General features: G+C 57.0%; 20 protein-coding genes. 15 read left to right on the top strand and 5 right to left on the bottom strand.

The window, feature by feature from the left end; genetic code table 11:
- Positions 1 to 10: 10 nt before the first annotated feature.
- The 4 genes from rbsC to kup form a co-directional block, all read right to left on the bottom strand.
- Complete coding sequence (gene rbsC, locus MMS95_RS15135; RefSeq protein ID WP_004933766.1) at positions 11 to 979, bottom strand: ribose ABC transporter permease; 969 nt, start codon at positions 977 to 979, stop codon at positions 11 to 13.
- Between the two features lie 6 nt (positions 980 to 985).
- A complete protein-coding gene (gene rbsA / locus MMS95_RS15130; RefSeq protein ID WP_048326881.1) occupies positions 986 to 2,491 on the bottom strand; it encodes a ribose ABC transporter ATP-binding protein RbsA in 1,506 nt (501 codons plus the stop codon).
- A 7-nt stretch (positions 2,492 to 2,498) separates the two neighbouring features.
- Positions 2,499 to 2,918 (bottom strand): D-ribose pyranase, encoded by a 420-nt coding sequence (gene rbsD / locus MMS95_RS15125; protein WP_060558002.1) that lies wholly within the window; start codon positions 2,916 to 2,918, stop codon positions 2,499 to 2,501.
- 170 nt (positions 2,919 to 3,088) lie between these two features.
- Positions 3,089 to 4,957: a low affinity potassium transporter Kup gene (gene kup, locus MMS95_RS15120; protein WP_015379467.1), complete on the bottom strand. Its 1,869-nt coding sequence runs from the start codon at positions 4,955 to 4,957 to the stop codon at positions 3,089 to 3,091.
- A gap of 283 nt (positions 4,958 to 5,240) precedes the next feature.
- Here kup and ravA point away from each other — a divergent pair, with 283 nt between their 5' ends.
- Both ravA and viaA read left to right on the top strand, forming a co-directional pair.
- On the top strand, positions 5,241 to 6,749 hold the full coding sequence (ravA, locus tag MMS95_RS15115; RefSeq protein ID WP_242141873.1) for an ATPase RavA: 1,509 nt from the start codon (positions 5,241 to 5,243) through the stop codon (positions 6,747 to 6,749).
- 2 nt (positions 6,750 to 6,751) lie between these two features.
- The gene (gene viaA, locus MMS95_RS15110) at positions 6,752 to 8,215 is read left to right on the top strand and encodes an ATPase RavA stimulator ViaA (protein ID WP_242141871.1); all 1,464 of its coding nucleotides are present in this window, start codon (positions 6,752 to 6,754) and stop codon (positions 8,213 to 8,215) included.
- Positions 8,216 to 8,221: 6 nt separating this feature from the next.
- Here the strand turns inward: viaA and asnA are convergent, their stop codons facing one another.
- Positions 8,222 to 9,214, bottom strand: a complete 993-nt coding sequence (gene asnA / locus MMS95_RS15105; protein WP_044030153.1) for an aspartate--ammonia ligase — start codon at positions 9,212 to 9,214, stop codon at positions 8,222 to 8,224.
- Positions 9,215 to 9,369: 155 nt separating this feature from the next.
- Here asnA and asnC point away from each other — a divergent pair, with 155 nt between their 5' ends.
- From asnC to MMS95_RS15040, 13 genes are all read left to right on the top strand, one after another.
- Entirely contained in the window at positions 9,370 to 9,831 is a 462-nt protein-coding gene (asnC, locus tag MMS95_RS15100; RefSeq protein ID WP_004933786.1) for a transcriptional regulator AsnC, read from the top strand.
- A gap of 100 nt (positions 9,832 to 9,931) precedes the next feature.
- Complete coding sequence (mioC, locus tag MMS95_RS15095; RefSeq protein ID WP_016929621.1) at positions 9,932 to 10,372, top strand: FMN-binding protein MioC; 441 nt, start codon at positions 9,932 to 9,934, stop codon at positions 10,370 to 10,372.
- A 380-nt stretch (positions 10,373 to 10,752) separates the two neighbouring features.
- On the top strand, positions 10,753 to 12,642 hold the full coding sequence (gene mnmG / locus MMS95_RS15090; RefSeq protein ID WP_044030154.1) for a tRNA uridine-5-carboxymethylaminomethyl(34) synthesis enzyme MnmG: 1,890 nt from the start codon (positions 10,753 to 10,755) through the stop codon (positions 12,640 to 12,642).
- 138 nt (positions 12,643 to 12,780) lie between these two features.
- Positions 12,781 to 13,401: a 16S rRNA (guanine(527)-N(7))-methyltransferase RsmG gene (gene rsmG / locus MMS95_RS15085; protein ID WP_015379471.1), complete on the top strand. Its 621-nt coding sequence runs from the start codon at positions 12,781 to 12,783 to the stop codon at positions 13,399 to 13,401.
- Between the two features lie 639 nt (positions 13,402 to 14,040).
- Positions 14,041 to 14,424, top strand: coding sequence for a F0F1 ATP synthase subunit I (atpI, locus tag MMS95_RS15080; RefSeq protein ID WP_004933796.1), 384 nt, complete (start codon positions 14,041 to 14,043; stop codon positions 14,422 to 14,424).
- A 22-nt stretch (positions 14,425 to 14,446) separates the two neighbouring features.
- Positions 14,447 to 15,226: a F0F1 ATP synthase subunit A gene (gene atpB, locus MMS95_RS15075; RefSeq protein ID WP_015376132.1), complete on the top strand. Its 780-nt coding sequence runs from the start codon at positions 14,447 to 14,449 to the stop codon at positions 15,224 to 15,226.
- 49 nt (positions 15,227 to 15,275) lie between these two features.
- Positions 15,276 to 15,515 (top strand): F0F1 ATP synthase subunit C, encoded by a 240-nt coding sequence (gene atpE, locus MMS95_RS15070; RefSeq protein ID WP_004093904.1) that lies wholly within the window; start codon positions 15,276 to 15,278, stop codon positions 15,513 to 15,515.
- A 57-nt stretch (positions 15,516 to 15,572) separates the two neighbouring features.
- Positions 15,573 to 16,043, top strand: coding sequence for a F0F1 ATP synthase subunit B (gene atpF, locus MMS95_RS15065; protein ID WP_004933804.1), 471 nt, complete (start codon positions 15,573 to 15,575; stop codon positions 16,041 to 16,043).
- Between the two features lie 14 nt (positions 16,044 to 16,057).
- Entirely contained in the window at positions 16,058 to 16,591 is a 534-nt protein-coding gene (gene atpH / locus MMS95_RS15060) for a F0F1 ATP synthase subunit delta (RefSeq protein WP_015376133.1), read from the top strand.
- A gap of 12 nt (positions 16,592 to 16,603) precedes the next feature.
- Entirely contained in the window at positions 16,604 to 18,145 is a 1,542-nt protein-coding gene (atpA, locus tag MMS95_RS15055) for a F0F1 ATP synthase subunit alpha (protein WP_004933808.1), read from the top strand.
- A 59-nt stretch (positions 18,146 to 18,204) separates the two neighbouring features.
- The gene (gene atpG, locus MMS95_RS15050; protein ID WP_004933811.1) at positions 18,205 to 19,068 is read left to right on the top strand and encodes a F0F1 ATP synthase subunit gamma; all 864 of its coding nucleotides are present in this window, start codon (positions 18,205 to 18,207) and stop codon (positions 19,066 to 19,068) included.
- Positions 19,069 to 19,100: 32 nt separating this feature from the next.
- Positions 19,101 to 20,483, top strand: a complete 1,383-nt coding sequence (atpD, locus tag MMS95_RS15045) for a F0F1 ATP synthase subunit beta (protein WP_004933813.1) — start codon at positions 19,101 to 19,103, stop codon at positions 20,481 to 20,483.
- 20 nt (positions 20,484 to 20,503) lie between these two features.
- Entirely contained in the window at positions 20,504 to 20,923 is a 420-nt protein-coding gene (locus tag MMS95_RS15040; protein WP_004933814.1) for a F0F1 ATP synthase subunit epsilon, read from the top strand.
- Positions 20,924 to 21,190 lie beyond the last annotated feature (267 nt).

Genomic DNA, 21,190 nt, shown 5'->3' with positions numbered 1-21,190 from the left:
TAGGGGGAGGTTACTTGTTGCTTTTGTTATCTACCAGAACCGCCAGCAGTATCACCACTGCCTTCACGATCATTTGGTAGTAGGAAGAAACACCCAATAAATTCAGGCCGTTGTTCAGGAAGCCGAGGATCAGCGCCCCGATCAACGTGCCGACGATGCGCCCCTTGCCGCCGGCCAGGCTGGTGCCGCCCAGCACCACGGCGGCGATAGCGTCCAGCTCATAGCCGGTGCCGGCGGTCGGCTGTGCCGACGACAGGCGCGCCACTTCGATCACCCCCGCCAGCGCCGCCAGCAGGCCGCACAGCGAGTAGACGATAATCTTCACTTTATCGACGCTGATGCCGGACAGACGGGTCGCCGCCTCGTTGCCGCCCAGGGCATAAATATAGCGGCCCAGGCGCGTATGGTGCAGCATATACCAGGCGGCGATGAACACGATCGCCATGATCCAGATCGGCGTAGGCACGCCCAGCGGACGGCCGATGCCAAACCAGCCGAAGGTGTCGGCCACGTCGGTAAAACCGGTGTTGATCGGGCTGCCGTTGGTGTACACCATGGTGACGCCGCGCAACAGCAGCATCATCACCAGCGTGGCGATAAAGGCCTGCACTTTGCCTTTGGCGACGATCACCCCGGTGCAGGCGCCAACCGCGGCGCCCAGCGCCAAGGCCGCCGCCACCGCCACCAGCGCGTTGACCTCAAAGCCGACGATCGACGCCGCCACCGCGCCAGTCAGCGCCAGCAGCGATCCCACCGACAGATCGATGCCGGACGTGAGGATCACCAGCGTCATCCCCACCGCCATGATGGCGTTCACCGAAGTCTGCTGCAGAATATTGAACAGGTTGTTCAGGGTGAAGAAGTTCGGGCTCATGGAAGAGACCACGGCGATCAGCACCAGCAGCGCAATCAACGACTTCTGCTCTAACAGCCACTCTTTACTGAACCAGCGCTTAGCTGCGATAGTCTGGGAACTCATATCTGATTACTCCTGCTTTACGCCGTATTGCTTGCCGACGGCTGCCGCCATCAACGCTTCCTGGGTGGCCTGTTCAATCGGGAACTCGCCGCTGAGATGCCCTTCATGCATCACCAGAATGCGATCGCTCATGCCCATCACCTCCGGCATTTCCGATGACACCAGAATGATGCTCAGCCCTTCCTGTTTGAACTGGTTGATTAACTGATAAATCTCTTTTTTGGCGCCGACATCGACGCCGCGCGTCGGCTCATCGAGGATCAGCACCTTCGGCCGGGTCATCAGGCCGCGGGCGATCGCCACTTTTTGCTGATTGCCGCCGGAAAGCAGACCTATAGGCTGCTCCATCGACGGCGTTTTGATATTGAACAGCCGGATGAAATCCCCCACCGCCTGCCGCTCGTCGGCCTGTTTCAGGCTGCCGTCGGCGCGGCTAAAGTAGCGCAGCGCGGTCAGCGACATGTTTTCCTTCACCGACATGCCCAACACCAGGCCGTCGCGCTTGCGGTCTTCCGAGATATAGACGATGCCGTTCGCCAACCCATCCTGCGGCGAATGGGCGACCACCTCGCGGCCGTCCAGGCTGACGGTGCCGGCCTTGCGCGGCGCGGCGCCGTACAGGATCTTCATCAATTCGGTGCGCCCGGCGCCCATCAGCCCGGCCACGCCGAGGATCTCGCCGCGGTACAGCGTAAAGCTGACGTCTTCAACGCCGGGGCCGGAAAGATGACTGACTTCCAGCCGCTTTTCACCACGCGGCAAATCCAGGCGCGGATATTGTTCTTCCAGCTTGCGGCCGACCATCATCTCAATCAGCGAATCTTCCTGCAGCTCGCTCACCGGCCGCTCGGCGATAAACTGCCCGTCGCGGAACACGGTCACGTCGTCGCAGATTTCAAAGATCTCTTTCAGACGGTGCGAGATATAGACGATGCCGCGCCCTTCGGCCTTCAGCTCATTGATCACCTTGAACAGCGAGGCGGTTTCGGTGTCGGTCAGCGCATCGGTCGGTTCGTCCATGATGATCACTTTCGATTCGAAGCTCAGCACCTTGGCGATCTCCACCATCTGCTGATCGCCGATCGACAGCTCGCCCACCAGCCGGTGGCTGCTGTAGCGGAGATTGAGCCGCGCCAACAAGCGATCGGCCTCGGCGTACATGCGCTTCCAGTCAATGCGGCCGAAACGGTTGACGAACTCGCGGCCGAGGAAGATGTTTTCCGCAATTGTCAGCTGCGGGATCAGGTTCAGCTCCTGATGGATAATGCCGATGCCCGCTTCCTGCGAATCCTTGGGCCCGTTGAACGCCACCTCTTTACCGAGAAAATACTGGCTGCCGGCGTCTTTCTGGTAGATGCCGGTCAGCACTTTCATCATGGTGGACTTCCCGGCGCCATTTTCCCCCACCAGCGCCATCACCTTGCCGGGATAAACGCTGAGGGCGGCGTCGGAAAGCGCCTTCACGCCGGGAAAGGCTTTATCAATCCCTTTCAGTTGCAGTAAAGGTTGCATAAACGCCTCAGAAAGTTACGCCGGCGCACAGGATCACGTTCGCGTAAGGCGAACACTCTCCGCTGCGGATCACCGCCCGGCTGTGTCCGGTTTGCGCTTTAAACGCCTGATGGCTGATATAGCGCACGCTGATGGTATTGCCCTGGCGTTGGCCCAGTGCGGTCAGTTCAGCCAACAGAGCCTCGTGGAGCGACGGATTCTGTTTCACGATCTCTTCCGCCAGGATGGCGCTTTCTACCTGCATCTCTTGCGTGACCGCCGCGAACACCTGCATGAAGGTCGGCACGCCCTGCGTCAGCGCCAGATCGATGCGCTGCGTCGCCGCCGGTATCGGCAGGCCCGCATCGCACAGGGTGAGCTGGTCGGTATGCCCCAGCCGGGCAATCACGGCAGACACGTCGGAATTCAGTAATACGCCTTTTTTCATCTTCTCACTCCGCTAGCGAAACGTTTCGCTCTCCGGGGGAGTTTAAAAAAACGGCAGGGGAAGGCAACCGGGACAATGCAGAAGTGTGATCGCTATCGAAACGTTTCGTTCGCGCACGGAGAAAGCGCAAACAAAAGGGGCTCAGCCATGCTGAGCCCCTGTCAGGCGGATTAGATCTCGACCTGCGTGCCGAGTTCGATGACCCGGTTCGGCGGGATTTCGAACTGATCCGGCGCGCGCAGGGCATTGCGGCTCAGGGCGACGAACAGTTTGCCGCGCAGGTAGAGGTACCACGGCCGCTTGGTGAGGATCAGCGATTCATGGGACATGAAGAACGACGTCTCCGACATGCGGCACGGCAACCCTTCCAGCCCGCAGCGGTGGAACACCTCCTCGACGTTCGGCGTTTCGCGCCAGCCGTAGCTGGCCACCACCCGCCAGAAGGTCGGCGACAGCTGCTCGATGGTCACCCGGCGCACGTTGTGCACGTAAGGCGCATCCTCGGTGCGCAGCGTCAGCAGCACCACACGCTCGTGCAGCACCTTGTTGTGCTTCAGGTTGTGCAACAGCGCAAAAGGAATGACGTTGGTGGCGCGCGACAAGAACACCGCCGTACCCGGCACCCGCACCGGCGGCGATTTCTCCAGCGAGGCGATCATAGCCTCCAGCGAGTTGCCGTGTTCATGCAGGCGGCGCAGCAGGCGGAAGCGCTCGCTCTTCCAGGTGGTCATAATGATGAACATCACCAGCGCCAACGTCAGCGGCAGCCAGCCGCCAGAGAACAGCTTCAGGGCGTTGGCGGAGAACATCGGCACGTCGATGATCAGCAAGATGGTCACGATGCCGATCGCCAGGAAGCGATTCCAGTGCCAATTATTGATCGCCACCGAAGTGACCAGAATGCTGGTCAGCACCATAGTGCCGGTGACCGCGATGCCGTACGCCGCCGCCAGGTTGCTGGAGTGCTCGAAACCGATGATCACCAGCACCACCGAGATGTACAGCGTCCAGTTGATCACCGGAATGTAGATCTGGCCGGATTCCATTTCCGAGGTGTGAATGATGCGCATCGGCGACAGATAGCCCAGGCGCACCGCCTGGCGAGTCAGCGAGAAGACGCCGGAAATCACCGCCTGTGAAGCGATCACCGTCGCCAGGGTCGCCAGAATCAGCAGCGGGATCAGCGCCCAATCGGGCGCCAGCAGGAAGAACGGGTTTTTGATCGCCTCCGGATTTTTCAGCAGCAGCGCCCCCTGGCCGAAGTAGTTGAGCACCAGCGAAGGCAGCACCACGGTGAACCAGGCCAGACGGATCGGGAACTTGCCGAAGTGCCCCATATCGGCATACAGCGCCTCGACGCCGGTGATCGACAACACCACGGCCCCCAGGGCGAAGAACGACACCTTCTTATATTCCATGAAGAAGTTGAGCGCCCATTTGGGATTCAGCGCCTGCAGCACTTCCGGGTTTGAAATGATGCTGCGCGCGCCCAGTACCGCCAACACGATGAACCACAGCAGCATTACCGGGGCGAACAGCTTGCCGACGCTGCCGGTGCCGTGCTTTTGGATAACGAACAGCAGCGTCAACACCAGAATGGAGAGCGGCACGATATAGGCGTCAAGCGCAGGCGCGGCGATTTCCAACCCCTCTATCGCCGACATAACCGAGATAGCCGGGGTGATCACCACCTCGCCATAGAAGAAGCTGCCGCCGATCAGGCCCAGTATCACCAGCACCGCAGTAGTGCGCGCCGAGGTATTGCGCCCGGCCAGCGACATCAGCGTCAGAATACCGCCCTCGCCGGCGTTGTCCGCGCGCATCACGTAGGTGAGATATTTGAGGGAAACGATCACGATCAGCATCCAGAAAATCAGCGACAGGAAGCCGAAAACCACGTCTGGACGCACGTCGAAGCCGTAATGGCCGGAGAAACACTCTCTCAGCGTATAGAGAGGGCTGGTGCCGATATCACCGTAGACCACGCCGATGGCAGCCAGGGTTACCGCCGATAAGGACTGCTTATGCTCTGCGCTCATAATTCGTTTCTTTATCAGAACATCCGTTAGCGATGCATCCGCATCAGGCAAAATACAGGCTCAAAGATCCGTCACGCCCACCAGAAAGCCGCACAGTATGCACCATTTATACCGCTTGCCTACCCTTATATCAGAGCCGAAAAATAAACAAAATGTGAACCGAATATCCGGCTTAACGTAGAAAAATATTACTAATCAACGGGCTATACCACTAAAAATAATGGTGGTTTATCATCGGATTATCGACCAAGATTGGCTAACTCTCGGACAATGCGACAATTATATGACGCCATCATCCCTTCTGGCAGAACGAATTTCCCGCCTCAGCAGCGCGCTGGAGAGCGGTCTTTATGAGCGGCAAGAGGCAATCCGTCTGTGCCTGCTGGCGGCGCTGAGCGGCGAAAGCGTATTCCTGCTCGGCCCGCCCGGCATAGCCAAGAGCCTGATCGCGCGCCGGCTGAAGTTTGCCTTCCGCAACGCCCGCTCCTTTGAATACCTGATGACGCGTTTTTCCACGCCGGAAGAGGTCTTCGGCCCGCTCTCTATCCAGGCGCTGAAAGATGAGGGGCGCTATCAGCGTCTGACCGCCGGCTATCTGCCGGAAGCGGAGATCGTGTTTCTGGACGAGATCTGGAAGGCCGGCCCGGCGATCCTCAACACCCTGCTGACGGCGATCAACGAACGCCGCTTTCGCAACGGCAACAGCGAAGAACCGATCCCGCTGCGCCTGCTGGTCACCGCCTCCAACGAACTGCCCGAAGCGGACAACAGCCTCGAAGCCTTATATGACCGCATGCTGATCCGCCTGTGGCTGGACAAGGTGCAGGATAAACAGAATTTCCGCTCGCTGCTGGTCAACCGCCAGAGCGAAAGCCAAAACCCGGTGCCGGCGGCGCTGAGCATCAGCGACGAAGAGTTTCTGCAGTGGCAACCGCAGATCGACAAAGTCGCGCTGCCGGAAACCTGTTTTGAGCTGATTTTCCAGCTGCGCCAGCGGCTGGACGCGCTGGAGCAGGCGCCATACGTCTCCGATCGGCGCTGGAAAAAAGCCCTGCGCCTGCTGCAAGCCAGCGCCTTCTTCAGCGGGCGCGACGCCATCGCCCCGCTCGATCTGATGCTGTTGAAAGACTGCCTGTGGCACGATCTCACCTCGCTGAAGCTGCTGCAACAGCAGATCGATCAGCTGCTGACCGAGTCGGCCTATCAGCAGCAGTCGATGCTGATCCAGTTGCAACAGATCCACACCCGCTGGCTGCAGGACCAGCAGCAACAAAGCGACCGGCAGGCCATCAGCCTGGTGAAAAAAGGCGGGATGTTCAGCCGCAAACCGCAATACGCGCCGGCCACGCCGTTCGCCGGCGGCACCCTCACTCTGCTGTTGCAAAAGCCGCTGCAGCTGCATGACATTCAGGTCAACCATCTGAGCATCGAAAGCAGCGCGCTGGACAACTGGCTGCAAAAAGGCGGCGACGTGCGCGCCAAGCTGAACGGCATCGGCTTTGCGCAGCCGATCGACCTGGAAGTGGATGACCAACTGCACCTCACGGTGTTGGACGTCAGCCGCCAGCCGTCGTTGCTGGCGCTGCCGGGCAAACAGGCCACCGCCACGCCGCAGGCGCTGCTGGATGAAATGGACGCATTGGCCCAGCGCCTGGCGGAGCAGCGCCGCGCCTTCAGCCAACATCAGCCCTGTCTGTTCACCCCCGCCGCCGGTCTGGCCAAGATCGAAGCCAGTCTGCTGCAGGTCGCGGAACAGGTTAAACAACAACTGCAGCAAATGCGCGGCCAGTAACCATGCTCAGTCTGGAGACGCTCGATCTGCTGCTGGCGATCACCGAAGGCGAGATGATCGAGGAGATGATCGTCGGCATGCTGGCGGCGCCGCAGCTGTCGGTATTCTTTAAAAAGTTTCCGGCCCTTCGCCGGGCGCTGGATCGCGATCTGCCGCGTTGGAAGCTGCAGCTCAAGGAGCGTCTGCAGGAGGCGATGGTGCCGCCGGCGCTGGCGCAGGAATTCTATCGCTACCAGCAGTGTCAGCTGGAGAACAACACCCAGTTCTATCACAACCTCAACGACACCATGGAGCTGCTGCGCCAGCTGGTCTCACCGTTTTATGAACAGGCGCGCGCGCTGGTGGACGCCGCCGATCTGCCCAATCATCCGCTGGACGACAGCTTTCAAACGCTGTTTCTGCAGCGCTGGCGCATCAGCCTGACGCTGCAGGCCACCATGCTGCACCACCAACTGCTGGAACAAGAGCGCGAGCAGCTGATGGCGGAACTGCAGGAGCGGTTGGCGCTGAGCGGCGCGCTGGAACCGCTGCTGTCGGAAAACGACACCGCCGCCGGCAGGCTGTGGGACATGAGCAAAGGCCAGCTGCAGCGTGGCGATTATCAGCGGCTGGTGGAGTACGGCAACTTTTTGCAGCAGCAGCCGGAGCTGAAAAAGCTGGCGCAACAGCTGGGCCGCAGCTATCAGGCCAAGGCGGTGCAGCAACAGGACGCGCAGCCGGAGCCGTTCAGGGTCATGGTGCAGGTGCCGGCCACGCTGCCGGAAGAAGTGAGCGGCATTCATCAGAGCGACGACATCCTGCGCCTGCTGCCGCCGGAGCTGGCGACGCTGGGGATTGAAGAGCTGGAATTCGAGTTTTATCGCCGCCTGTTGGAAAAGCGGCTGCTGAGCTACCGTCTGCAGGGCGACGTCTGGCAGGAACAGCTCCTGATCCGCCAGGTCACTCACCAGCAGCAGGATCAACAGCCGCGCGGGCCGTTTATCGTCTGCGTGGACACCTCCGGATCGATGGGCGGTTTCAACGAACAGTGCGCCAAGGCGTTCTGTCTGGCGCTGCTGCGCATTGCGCTGGCGGACAACCGCCGCTGCTATATCATGCTGTTCGCCAACCAGATCGTGCATTACGAACTCACCGCCGCCAGCGGCATCGAGCAGGCAGTGCGCTTTCTCGGCCAGCAGTTTCGTGGCGGCACCGATCTGGCGGCCTGCCTGAACGCCACCGTCACCAAAATGGCGGAGAGCGGCTGGTTCGACGCCGATGCGGTGATCATTTCCGATTTTATTGCCCAGCGGTTGCCGGAGGAGGTAATAAAGAAGGTGAAACAGCAGCAGCAAAGCCACCAGCAACGTTTCCACGCGGTGGCGATGTCCGCCTACGGCAAACCCGGCATCATGCGCATCTTCGATCATATCTGGCGCTTTGATACCGGGCTGAAAAGCCGTTTGATGCGCCGCTGGCGGCGCTAGGCGGGATTAGAGCAGACCTTCAACCGCGCCGCGCACTTCCGGCGACCACACGCCGCATTGCACCTGGCCGATATGCGACAGTTGCAGCAACAACATCACCAGACGCGACTGACCGATGCCGCCGCCGATGGTCTGCGGCATATCGCCGCGCAGTAAGGACTGGTGCCATTCCAGCTTCATGCGCTCTTCATCGCCGGTCAGCGCCAACTGGTGTTTCAGCGCGGCGGCGTCAACGCGGATCCCCATGGAGGACAGCTCGAAAGCGTCCTGCAGCACCGGGTTCCACACCACGATATCGCCGTTCAGGCCCGCCAGGCCATCCGCCGTCGGCGTGGTCCAGTCATCATAATCCGGCGCCCGCACATCGTGCGATTTACCGTGTGACAGCTTGCCGCCGATGCCAATCAGGAACACTGCGCCCAATTCTTTGGCAATCGCCCGCTCGCGCCCCTTGGCGTCCAGATCAGGGTAGCGCTGCAGCAGGGTTTCGCTGTGCACGAAGTGGATTTGTTCCGGCAGGAACGGGGTCAGGCCATGCTCGCGGCTGACTTCCGCCTCCGTCGCCTTGATCGCAGCGTAAATACTGCGCACGGTGTTTTTCAGGTAGTCCAGGCTACGCTCACCGTCGCCCATCACCCGTTCCCAGTCCCACTGATCGACGTACACCGAGTGGATAGGCGTCAGGCGGTCTTCATCCGGGCGCAGCGCCTTCATATGGGTATACAGGCCTTCGCCGGCACCGAAATCGTAGCTGCCCAGGGTTTTGCGTTTCCATTTCGCCAGCGAATGCACCACTTCGAAGGTGGCGTCCGGCAAGGTTTTGACTTTGACCTGCACCGCTTTCTCGCTGCCGGAAAGGTTATCCTGCGTGCCGTCGCCCAGGCGGCTAAGGATCGGGGCCTGCACTTCGATCAGACCGAGCTGTTGCTCCAGCTGGCGGGAGAAGAAGGCTTTGACCTGGCTGATTTGTTGTTGTTTTTGGATAAACTGTTTTTTCATTGCCGTATCTCTTGTAAACCTGTCTCTGTTGCCATCGATTAAGCAACAAAATGACACGACAATTCAATATCCATTAATCAATATTGCCTTTTCACTTTTAATCGTTCATTTTTACCCGGACAGAATTCAACAATCGTTAATTAATGGGGGATTAAATGGCGGAAATTTATCAGATCGATAATCTCGATCGCGGCATTCTCAACGCCCTGATGGACAATGCGCGCACACCGTACGCCGAACTGGCGAAAAACTTCGCCGTCAGCCCCGGCACCATTCATGTGCGGGTGGAGAAGATGAAGCAGGCCGGGATCATCACCGGCGCACGCATCGACGTCAGCCCCAAACAGCTGGGCTACGACGTGTGCTGCTTTATCGGCATCATATTAAAGAGCGCCAAGGATTACCCTTCGGCGCTGAAGAAGCTGGAAAGCCTGGAAGAAGTGGTGGAAGCCTATTACACCACCGGCCACTACAGCGTCTTTATTAAGGTAATGTGCCGATCGATCGACGCGTTGCAACAGGTACTTATCAACAAGATCCAGACCATCGACGAGATCCAGTCCACCGAAACGCTGATCTCACTGCAGAACCCCATTATGCGCACCATCGTGCCGTAACCCGCCAAATTGCATACCCACATTATCCACAGGTAGATCCCAGCCGATTCACAGCGTACAATGCAGCCACTTTGAGTGAGAAGGTTGGGATCGTTGGTTCATGGCAGACATTACTCTGATCAGTGGCAGTACGCTTGGCAGCGCCGAATACGTGGCTGAACATTTGGCTGAAAAGCTGGAAGACGCGGGTTTCTCTACCGAGATGCTGCACGGCCCTGAACTGGATGAACTGCCGTTGACCGGCCGCTGGCTGGTGGTCTCTTCCACGCACGGCGCCGGCGAACTGCCAGATAACCTTCAACCGCTGTTGGAACAGATCGCTGAGCAGCAGCCGGATCTTTCCGAGGTACAGTTCGGCGCCGTCGGTTTGGGCAGTTCGGAATACGACACCTTCTGCGGTGCGATCAAACAGATCGACGATCTGTTGATCGCCAGAGGCGCTAAAAGGATCGGCGATCGTCTCGAGATCGACGTGACCGAGCATGAAATTCCCGAGGATCCGGCCGAGGAATGGGTAAAAAACTGGATTAATTTACTCTAATTCGTCTAAAGATCGCGCGAACGATTGTGGATAACTAAGCTTAAAAGCAGGGTAAAAGCCGTAGTTATCCCAATAACAACCGTAGAGCGCTTTTTGTCCTGTGCATAACAAGCCTTTTAGATCCCAGCTTATCTGCGTCGGGATCACCGATCATTCACAGCAAACGATCCTCCTTAATCTGCTGATCTTCATCGTGAATAGTCACTTATCCACAGAGGATCGCGATCCTAATAAGAGATCTAATAAAGAGATCTTTAAATAAAAAAGATCTTCTTTTAATTACCGACGATCCTGACCACTTGGTCGATCGTCTAAACTTGAGTAGAATCCCCGACCCCAGGGCAAATACGATCGTTCGCAATACGGCGAGGTGCAGTTCCATGTTTTATCCAGATCAATTTGACGTCATCATCATCGGTGGTGGCCATGCAGGTACCGAGGCCGCCATGGCCGCGGCGCGCATGGGACGTCAGACTTTATTATTGACACACAATATCGATACGCTGGGACAGATGTCCTGTAACCCGGCGATTGGCGGTATTGGTAAAGGGCATCTGGTTAAGGAAATTGATGCGCTCGGCGGCCTGATGGCAACAGCGATCGACCATGCCGGCATCCAGTTTAGGATACTAAACGCCAGCAAAGGCCCTGCTGTTCGCGCCACTCGCGCTCAGGCGGATCGCGTCCTGTATCGGCAGGCGATCCGTACCGCGTTGGAGAACCAGCCCAACCTGATGATCTTCCAACAGCCGGTTGAGGATCTGATCGTCGAAAACGATCGCGTCGTGGGCGCCGTCACCCAAATGGGTCTGAAATTCCGCGCCAAGGCGGTGGTATTGACCGTAGGCACCTTCCTGGACGGCAAGATCCATATCGGTCTGGAGAATTACAGCGGCGGCCGCGCCGGGGATCCTCCTTCGATCTCGCTGTCACAGCGTTTGCGTGAACTGCCGCTGCGCGTTAACCGCTTGAAAACCGGTACGCCGCCGCGCATCGACGCCCGCACTATCGATTTCAGCGTATTGGCGCCGCAACACGGCGATACGCCGGTGCCGGTATTCTCGTTCCTGGGCGATGCCAGCCAGCACCCGGAACAAATGGCGTGCTACATCACCCACACCAATGAAAAAACCCATGACGTGATCCGCAATAACCTCGATCGCAGCCCGATGTATGCCGGGATCATCGAAGGGATCGGCCCACGTTACTGTCCGTCGATCGAAGACAAGGTCATGCGTTTTGCCGATCGCAACGCGCACCAGATCTTCCTTGAGCCGGAAGGCCTGACCAGCAACGAGATTTACCCTAACGGGATCTCCACCAGCCTGCCGTTCGACGTGCAGATGCAGATCGTCCGTTCAATGGAAGGGATGCAGAACGCGCGTATTATTCGCCCTGGTTATGCCATCGAGTACGATTTCTTCGATCCACGCGATCTGAAACCGACGCTGGAAAGTAAATTTATTCAGGGCCTGTTCTTCGCCGGCCAGATCAACGGCACCACCGGCTATGAAGAAGCCGCCGCACAGGGCCTGCTGGCCGGCCTGAACGCCGGCCGCTTCGCCGATGAACAAGAGGGCTGGGCGCCACGTCGCGATCAGGCCTACCTCGGCGTGCTGGTGGACGACCTCAGCACCCTCGGCACCAAAGAACCGTACCGCATGTTTACCTCACGCGCCGAGTATCGTCTGATGCTGCGCGAAGACAACGCCGATCTCCGCCTGACGGAAAAAGGCCGTGAACTCGGTCTGGTGGACGACGTGCGCTGGGCGCGCTACAGCGAAAAGCTGGAGCGGATCGAACGTGAACGTCAGCGCCTGCGCGACATCTGGATGCACCCGCATGCCGAGAACGTCGAACAGGTCAATGCGTTGCTGAAAGCGCCGCTGTCGCGTGAAGCGAACGGCGAAGAGTTGCTGCGCCGTCCTGAGATGGATTACGCGCAGTTGACCGGCATCGACGCCTTCGCGCCGCCGTTGGACGACGTACAAGCCGCCGAGCAGGTCGAGATCCAGGTCAAATACGAAGGCTATATCGCTCGCCAGCAGGAAGAGATCGAAAAACAGCAGCGCAACGAGAACACCGTGCTGCCGCTGGATCTTGACTACCGTCAGGTTTCGGGACTGTCGAACGAAGTGATCGCCAAGCTGAACGATCACAAACCGAACTCCATCGGCCAGGCTTCGCGCATCTCCGGCATTACACCGGCGGCGATCTCGATTTTGCTGATCTGGCTGAAAAAGCAGGGACTGCTGCGCCGCAGCGCATAAATCCCGCATCCAGGCGGCCGTTTGCTCAACCCGTAGCCAAACGGCCGCTGACATCACTTGCGCCCTGAATTATCATAGTCGCCTCATTGCGCCAGCTAACCATCCGCTGGTCGTTCAGCGCCTGCCAGAGGATCCGTTGTGCAAAAAAAATTAGACTCGCTGCTCGCGGCAGCAGGCATTGAGCTGCCCGATCAGCAGAAACAGCAGCTGCTGGGCTATGTCGGCATGCTGGATAAGTGGAACAAGGCTTATAACCTCACGTCGGTGCGCGATCCGCAGCAAATGCTGGTGCGCCACATCCTCGACAGTATTGTGGTCAATCCGCATCTGCAGGGCTCGCGTTTTATCGATGTCGGCACCGGCCCCGGCTTGCCGGGCATTCCGCTGGCGATTGTGCGCCCGGACGCGCATTTCACGCTGCTCGACAGCCTGGGCAAGCGCGTGCGTTTCCTGCGCCAGGTGCAGCATGAGCTGGGCCTGAACAATATCGAGCCGGTGCAGAGCCGCGTCGAAGCGTTTCCGGCCGAGCCACCGTTCGATGGCGTGATCAGCCGGGCATTCGCTTCGCTGCAGGATATGCTGTCCTGGTGCCATCACCTGCCGGCGAAAGGGCAGGGGCGTTTTTACGCGTTGAAAGGCGTGCGCCCGGATGAAGAACTGACGCAGCTGCCGGCTGGCGTTAGCCTGGAGTCTATCGTGCGGCTGCAGGTGCCTGAACTGGAAGGCGAACGTCATCTGGTGATTCTTAAGGCAAACTGAGTTTGCTTTTGATCAAACAAGCGTGAATTAAAGGTCGTACCCAGCAGAAAGATAAGCAGGCTAATTAGTTGGTCGCTTTTTTTAGTTAATTTACTTTCTATTAACACAAAAAACGCGGCTAATTAGCGACAATAGAGTAATTGCATTTAGAAATAGTCACGTTAGCAATCATGTGCGAAAGATTGGCGTTTGCTGCTAATGTTAATTGGCTGTTGGAATATTGCCCCGCTGCTTGTCAATAAAAGGTTTTCATCGGGTATACGGATTGTTTTTGAACAGTTAACTAGTAATGTTTTGATTTATATAATTTTTTGATCGCTCAAATTGCTAAAGACGGTTTGGTTGACCATCGGCTATAAATCAGGAAGGGACATTACTGTGATCAGCTTCGCGTTTCTAAACGCAACGCTGGAATAATCAGACAATTAAATGCGCCCTATTATTCCGACCGTTTTCTTGTGAAAATAGGCTGGAATAGGGAAATTTAAATAATTGTTCACCTTTTCGCTACTTATCGATTGAATTCGTTGGTATGCCCCGTATAATTTGCTCGTTTTTTGCTGCTTGACTCAGGACAGCAAAAACAGTTGTATACGTCACTCAGCATACCCCCTCTGGGGTACGGAGAGAACAAACGTCATGTCTGTGTCCCTTTACAGCGGGAAAGTCGCACGCAAACTGCTGTTTTTGCAGTTAATGACTTTTGTTCTGATCAGCGTTGCTTTCTGGCTGAAAAGCCCGGAATGGAGCGCTTCGGCGTTGGCAGGCGGTCTCGCCGCCTGGTTGCCGAGTGCAATGTTTATGCTGTTTGCCTTGCGCCATCAGGCGCAAACGCCGGCGCCCGGTAGGGTTGCCTGGTCGTTCGCCATCGGCGAGGGGCTAAAGGTCGTGATCACCATCGTTTTGCTGATCGTGGCGCTGGGGGTGTTCAAGGCGGAGTTTATACCGCTTGGCCTGACCTATTTAGCGGTGTTAGTGGTGCAGATAGTGGCACCGGCCGTGATTAACAGTTACCGAACTTAACTAAATAAGGGTAAGAGGCATCATGTCTGCAGGAGAAGTCTTGACTCCACAGGAGTATATCGGTCACCACCTGACGCAGCTTCAGGTCGGGACTGGGTTCTGGTCGATCAACATCGACTCGATGTTTTTCTCCGTCGTCCTCGGGGCGCTTTTCCTGGTGATCTTCCGCAAAGTGGCCAAAAACGCCACCAGCGGCGTGCCGGGTAAACTGCAAACCGCCGTGGAGCTGGTGGTCGGTTTCGTCGACAGCAGCGTGCGCGACATGTACCACGGCAAGAGCAAGGTGATTGCGCCGCTGGCGCTGACCGTGTTCGTCTGGGTGTTCCTGATGAACTTGATGGACCTGCTGCCCATCGACTTCCTGCCTTATGTTGGCGAACACATCCTCGGCCTGCCTGCGCTGCGCGTAGTGCCTACCGCCGATGTAAACGTCACGCTGTCGATGGCGCTGGGCGTGTTTATCCTGATTCTGTTCTATAGCATCAAAATGAAAGGCGTTGGCGGGTTCGTTAAAGAGTTGACCATGCAGCCGTTCAACCACCCTGTATTCATTCCTATCAACCTGATTCTTGAAGGTGTCAGCCTGCTGTCCAAACCTGTTTCACTGGGTCTGCGACTGTTCGGCAACATGTATGCGGGTGAGTTGATCTTCATCCTGATTGCCGGCCTGTTGCCGTGGTGGTCACAGTGGGTCCTGAGCTTGCCTTGGGCTATCTTCCACATCCTGATCATTACGCTTCAAGCCTTTATTTTCATGGTTCTGACGATCGTCTATCTGTCGATGGCGTCTGAAGAGCACTGATTTTCTTAAAACACTTGCACTTTTAAACTGAAACAAACTGGAGACTGTCATGGAAAACCTGAGTATGGATCTGCTGTACATGGCTGCCGCTGTGATGATGGGTTTAGCGGCAATCGGTGCTGCGATCGGTATCGGCATCCTGGGTGGTAAATTCTTGGAAGGCGCTGCTCGTCAGCCTGACCTGATTCCTCTGCTGCGTACACAGTTCTTTATCGTTATGGGTCTGGTCGACGCCATCCCGATGATCGCTGTAGGTCTGGGTCTGTACGTGATGTTCGCCGTCGCGTAAGTAGAGCAACCCTCTACGACGTAACCAAACTATTAACTTTTAAAGAGGCATTGTGCTGTGAATCTTAACGCAACAATCCTCGGCCAGGCCATCGCGTTCGTTCTGTTTGTCTGGTTCTGCATGAAGTACGTATGGCCGCCGATCATGGCTGCCATCGAGAAGCGTCAGAAAGAAATCGCTGACGGCCTCGCTTCTGCAGAGCGTGCCAAAAAAGATCTGGACTTAGCGCAAGCCAATGCGACCGACCAGCTGAAAACTGCCAAAGCAGAAGCTCAGGTGATCATCGAGCAAGCGAACAAACGCAAAGCTCAGATCATGGATGAAGCGAAAGCCGAAGCCGAGCAGGAACGTAACAAAATCGTGGCGCAGGCTCAGGCTGAGATCGAAGCCGAACGTAAGCGCGCTCGTGAAGAGTTGCGTAAGCAAGTCGCGATGCTGGCAATTGCCGGCGCCGAGAAGATCATCGAACGTTCCGTGGATGAAGCTGCTAACAGCGACATCGTTGATAAACTGGTCGCTGAACTGTAAGGAGGGAGGGGCTGATGTCTGAATTTGTAACTGTAGCTCGCCCCTACGCCAAAGCAGCTTTTGACTTTGCCGTTGAGCACCAAAGCGTAGAGCGCTGGCAGGACATGCTGGCGTTTGCGGCTGAAGTCACTCGCAATGAACAGATTTCTGAACTGCTGTCTGGCGCGGTTGCGCCAGAAACGCTGTCCAAGACGTTCATTGCGGTTTGTGGCGATCGGCTCGACGAACATGGCCAGAACTTTATCCGTGTAATGGCCGAAAATGGACGTTTACTGGTTCTTCCTGCCGTGCTGCAGCAGTTCATCGAACTGCGCGCCTCGCTGGAATCCACCGTCGAAGTCGAAGTGCTCTCTGCGAGCGCGCTGAACGACGAACAGCAGGCGAAAATCGCCGCTGCGATGGAAAAACGTCTGTCACGCAAAGTTAAGCTGAATTGCAAAATTGACAAGTCTGTACTGGCCGGCATCGTTGTTCGCGCCGGCGATATGGTGATTGATGGCAGCGTTCGCGGTCGTCTTGAACGCCTGACAGACGTCTTGCAGTCTTAAGGGGACTGGAGCATGCAACTGAATTCCACCGAAATCAGCGAACTGATCAAGCAGCGCATTGCTCAGTTCAATGTAGTGAGCGAAGCTCACAATGAAGGTACTATCGTTTCCGTCAGTGACGGGATCATTCGCGTACACGGCCTGGCCGAAGTTATGCAGGGCGAAATGATCGCGCTGCCTGGCAACCGTTACGCAATCGCATTGAACCTGGAGCGCGACTCCGTCGGTGCCGTGGTCATGGGTCCGTACGCGGATCTGGCCGAAGGCATGAAGGTTAAATGCACCGGCCGTATCCTGGAAGTTCCAGTCGGTCGTGGTCTGCTGGGCCGCGTAGTTAACACCCTGGGCGCGCCAATCGACGGCAAAGGCCCGATTGAGAACGACGGCTTCTCTCCGGTAGAAGCTATCGCGCCAGGCGTTATCGAGCGTCAGTCCGTTGATCAGCCGGTTCAAACTGGCTACAAATCCGTTGACGCCATGATTCCAATCGGCCGTGGCCAGCGTGAGCTGGTGATCGGTGACCGTCAGACCGGTAAAACCGCGCTGGCGATCGATGCGATCATCAACCAACGCGACTCCGGCATCAAATGCGTTTACGTGGCTATCGGCCAGAAAGCGTCCACCATCGCTAACGTGGTGCGCAAACTGGAAGAGCACGGCGCACTGGCCAACACCATCGTGGTGGTGGCGACCGCTTCCGAATCTGCTGCACTGCAATACCTGGCGCCATACGCCGGTTGCGCAATGGGCGAATACTTCCGTGACCGCGGTGAAGATGCGCTGATCGTGTACGATGACCTGTCCAAACAGGCCGTTGCTTACCGCCAGATTTCCCTGCTGCTTCGTCGTCCGCCAGGTCGTGAAGCTTACCCAGGCGACGTATTCTACCTGCACTCCCGCTTGCTGGAGCGCGCAGCGCGCGTCAACGCCGAATACGTTGAAGCCTTCACCAAAGGTGAAGTTAAAGGCCAAACCGGTTCACTGACCGCTCTGCCGATCATTGAAACCCAGGCGGGTGACGTTTCCGCGTTCGTTCCGACCAACGTAATCTCGATTACCGATGGTCAGATCTTCCTGGAATCCAACCTGTTCAACTCCGGTATTCGTCCGGCAGTTAACCCGGGTATCTCCGTATCCCGTGTTGGTGGCGCCGCGCAGACCAAGATCATGAAGAAACTGTCCGGTGGTATCCGTACCGCGCTGGCGCAGTATCGTGAACTGGCTGCGTTCTCCCAGTTCGCATCCGATCTGGACGACGCGACCCGCAAACAGCTGAGCCACGGTCAGAAAGTGACCGAGCTGCTGAAACAGAAACAGTATGCGCCGATGTCGGTTGCACAACAGTCTCTGGTGCTGTTTGCCGCAGAACGCGGTTACCTGAACGACGTCGAAGTCGCCAAAGTGGTGAGCTTCGAAGCCGCGCTGGTAGCCTATGCGGACCGCGAGCACGCCGAACTGCTGAACCACATCAACCAAACTGGCAACTTCAATGATGAGATCGAGGGCAAGTTGAAAGACATCCTCGAGACCTTCAAGAAAACCCAGTCCTGGTAACGCCGAACGGTCCTGCTGTTGAAAGACAGCAGGCCGTCTGGCACTGAGGAGAAGCAGAGATGGCCGGCGCAAAAGAGATACGTAGTAAGATCGCTAGCGTGCAAAACACGCAAAAGATCACTAAAGCGATGGAAATGGTCGCCGCCTCCAAAATGCGTAAATCGCAGGATCGCATGGCGGCCAGCCGTCCTTATGCAGAGACCATGCGCAAAGTGATTGGTCACCTTGCGTTAGGGAATCTGGAGTACAAGCACCCGTACCTGGATGAGCGTGACGTTAAGCGCGTCGGGTATCTGGTGGTGTCTACTGACCGTGGTCTCTGCGGCGGCTTGAACATCAACCTGTTCAAAAAGCTGCTGGCGGAGATGAAAGCCTGGTCCGAAAAAGGCGTCGAAACCGATTTGGCGCTGATTGGCTCTAAAGCGGCCTCTTTCTTTGGTTCCGTGGGCGGCAACGTGGTTGCCCAGGTGACCGGCATGGGGGATAAACCTTCCCTGTCGGATCTGATCGGGCCGGTGAAAGTGATGTTGCAGGCCTACGACGAAGGTCGTTTGGACAAGCTGTACATTGTCAGCAACAAATTTGTTAATACGATGTCCCAAGAGCCGCAGGTGCTTCAGCTGCTGCCGTTACCGCCAGCCGATGACGAAGAGCTGAAGAAAACGCCTTGGGATTACCTGTATGAACCGGATCCAAAAGTGCTGCTTGATACCTTGCTGCGCCGCTATGTGGAGTCGCAGGTTTATCAGGGCGTCGTGGAAAACCTGGCCAGCGAGCAGGCCGCACGAATGGTCGCGATGAAAGCCGCAACCGATAACGGCGGTAGCCTGATCAAAGAGCTGCAGTTGGTATACAACAAGGCGCGTCAGGCCAGCATCACTCAGGAACTCACCGAGATCGTTTCGGGAGCCTCCGCGGTTTAAGCTAGGTTTACGAATTACGTAGAGGATTCAAGATGGCTACTGGAAAGATTATCCAGGTAATCGGCGCCGTGGTGGACGTCGAGTTCCCTCAGGATGCCGTACCAAAAGTGTACGACGCCCTTGAGGTAGAAAACGGCACCGAAAAACTGGTGTTGGAAGTTCAGCAACAGCTGGGCGGTGGCGTGGTTCGCTGTATCGCAATGGGGACCTCCGACGGTCTGCGTCGCGGTCTGAAAGTGAACAACCTGGACCACCCGATTGAAGTGCCGGTGGGTAAAGCTACCCTGGGCCGTATCATGAACGTATTGGGTCAACCCATCGACATGAAAGGCGACATCGGCGAAGAAGAGCGTTGGGCGATTCACCGCGCGGCGCCAAGCTACGAAGAGCTGTCCAGCTCCCAGGAACTGCTGGAAACCGGTATCAAGGTAATGGACCTGATTTGTCCATTCGCCAAGGGCGGTAAAGTCGGTCTGTTCGGCGGTGCGGGCGTAGGTAAAACCGTAAACATGATGGAGCTGATCCGTAACATCGCGATCGAGCACTCCGGTTATTCCGTGTTCGCGGGCGTGGGCGAGCGTACTCGTGAGGGTAACGACTTCTACCACGAAATGACCGACTCCAACGTTCTGGACAAAGTATCTCTGGTTTACGGCCAGATGAACGAGCCACCAGGTAACCGTCTGCGCGTTGCGCTGACCGGTCTGACCATGGCGGAGAAATTCCGTGACGAAGGCCGTGACGTTCTGCTGTTCGTTGACAACATCTACCGTTACACCCTGGCCGGTACCGAAGTGTCCGCACTTCTGGGCCGTATGCCATCCGCGGTAGGTTATCAGCCAACGCTGGCGGAAGAGATGGGCGTTCTGCAAGAACGTATCACCTCGACCAAGACCGGTTCCATCACTTCCGTACAGGCCGTTTACGTTCCTGCGGATGACTTGACTGACCCGTCACCAGCCACCACCTTTGCGCACTTGGACGCAACCGTGGTACTGAGCCGTAACATCGCTTCTCTGGGTATCTACCCGGCCGTTGACCCGCTGGATTCCACCAGCCGTCAGCTGGATCCGCTGGTTGTTGGCCAGGAGCACTACGACGTAGCGCGTGGCGTGCAGTCCATTCTGCAACGCTACCAGGAACTTAAAGATATCATCGCGATCCTGGGTATGGACGAGCTGTCTGAAGAAGACAAACTGGTCGTATCCCGTGCGCGTAAGATCCAACGTTTCCTGTCTCAGCCGTTCTTCGTGGCAGAAGTCTTCACCGGTTCTCCGGGCAAGTTCGTATCGCTGAAAGACACCATCCGTGGTTTCAAAGGCATTATGGACGGCGACTATGACCACCTGCCGGAGCAGGCGTTCTACATGGTTGGCACCATTGAAGAAGCAGTGGAAAAAGCCAAGAAACTGTAACGCCTTGAGAGGAGGGTGATATGGCTATGACTTACCATCTGGATGTAGTCAGCGCGGAAAAACAGATGTTTTCCGGCCTGGTGCAGAAGATCCAGGTGACAGGCAGCGAAGGTGAACTGGGGATCTTCCCTGGCCATGCGCCGCTGCTGACTGCCATCAAGCCTGGCATGGTGCGTATTGTTAAGCAGCACGGTGAAGAAGAGTTCATCTACCTGTCCGGCGGCATCCTCGAGGTGCAGCCGAGCGTGGTTACCGTGCTGGCGGACACTGCTATCCGTGGTACTGACCTCGACGAAGCGAGAGCGTTGGAAGCTAAGCGTAAAGCTGAAGAACACATTCGCAGCTCTCATGGCGATGTCGACTATGCTCAGGCATCCGCTGAACTGGCGAAAGCGATCGCAAAACTGCGCGTTATCGAGCTCACCAGAAAAGCGATGTAATGTTTGGGTGCCCGGCACCCAACTTTAAGAAAGCGGCCTATAGGGTCGCTTTTTTTTTACTTTAAAATAAGCATTTCAGCCCGGCGGGCGGTGTGGTGTATAACCGCTGATATCGGGAAATAAACGTCGCCGATCGCCGACAGTTTTTTCGTCCCGACGCCGAATTAGCCGTGATAGCGGCAGACCAAGGCCCACGCGGCCTGCGCCGGGTTCGTGCAGAGAAATATGTAGTAATATCGCCGCTAAACGGTTTTACTTTCGTCTATC

This window comes from Serratia sp. PGPR-27 (genome assembly GCF_022678525.1).
Classification (GTDB): domain Bacteria; phylum Pseudomonadota; class Gammaproteobacteria; order Enterobacterales; family Enterobacteriaceae; genus Serratia; species Serratia nematodiphila.
The sequence above is the reverse complement of the archived record's forward strand: the minus strand, read 5'-3'. Positions and strand labels throughout refer to the sequence as shown.

Coding starts and splice junctions, on each gene's coding strand:
- asnA (WP_044030153.1), bottom strand. CDS start 9,214: ATGAAAAAACAGTTTATCCAAAAACAACAACAAATCAGCCAGGTCAAA.
- rbsC (WP_004933766.1), bottom strand. CDS start 979: ATGAGTTCCCAGACTATCGCAGCTAAGCGCTGGTTCAGTAAAGAGTGG.
- atpA (WP_004933808.1), top strand. CDS start 16,604: ATGCAACTGAATTCCACCGAAATCAGCGAACTGATCAAGCAGCGCATT.
- atpB (WP_015376132.1), top strand. CDS start 14,447: ATGTCTGCAGGAGAAGTCTTGACTCCACAGGAGTATATCGGTCACCAC.
- atpD (WP_004933813.1), top strand. CDS start 19,101: ATGGCTACTGGAAAGATTATCCAGGTAATCGGCGCCGTGGTGGACGTC.
- asnC (WP_004933786.1), top strand. CDS start 9,370: ATGGCGGAAATTTATCAGATCGATAATCTCGATCGCGGCATTCTCAAC.
- MMS95_RS15040 (WP_004933814.1), top strand. CDS start 20,504: ATGGCTATGACTTACCATCTGGATGTAGTCAGCGCGGAAAAACAGATG.
- atpH (WP_015376133.1), top strand. CDS start 16,058: ATGTCTGAATTTGTAACTGTAGCTCGCCCCTACGCCAAAGCAGCTTTT.
- viaA (WP_242141871.1), top strand. CDS start 6,752: ATGCTCAGTCTGGAGACGCTCGATCTGCTGCTGGCGATCACCGAAGGC.
- atpI (WP_004933796.1), top strand. CDS start 14,041: ATGTCTGTGTCCCTTTACAGCGGGAAAGTCGCACGCAAACTGCTGTTT.
- atpG (WP_004933811.1), top strand. CDS start 18,205: ATGGCCGGCGCAAAAGAGATACGTAGTAAGATCGCTAGCGTGCAAAAC.
- atpE (WP_004093904.1), top strand. CDS start 15,276: ATGGAAAACCTGAGTATGGATCTGCTGTACATGGCTGCCGCTGTGATG.
- ravA (WP_242141873.1), top strand. CDS start 5,241: ATGACGCCATCATCCCTTCTGGCAGAACGAATTTCCCGCCTCAGCAGC.
- rbsA (WP_048326881.1), bottom strand. CDS start 2,491: ATGCAACCTTTACTGCAACTGAAAGGGATTGATAAAGCCTTTCCCGGC.
- mnmG (WP_044030154.1), top strand. CDS start 10,753: ATGTTTTATCCAGATCAATTTGACGTCATCATCATCGGTGGTGGCCAT.
- kup (WP_015379467.1), bottom strand. CDS start 4,957: ATGAGCGCAGAGCATAAGCAGTCCTTATCGGCGGTAACCCTGGCTGCC.
- rbsD (WP_060558002.1), bottom strand. CDS start 2,918: ATGAAAAAAGGCGTATTACTGAATTCCGACGTGTCTGCCGTGATTGCC.
- mioC (WP_016929621.1), top strand. CDS start 9,932: ATGGCAGACATTACTCTGATCAGTGGCAGTACGCTTGGCAGCGCCGAA.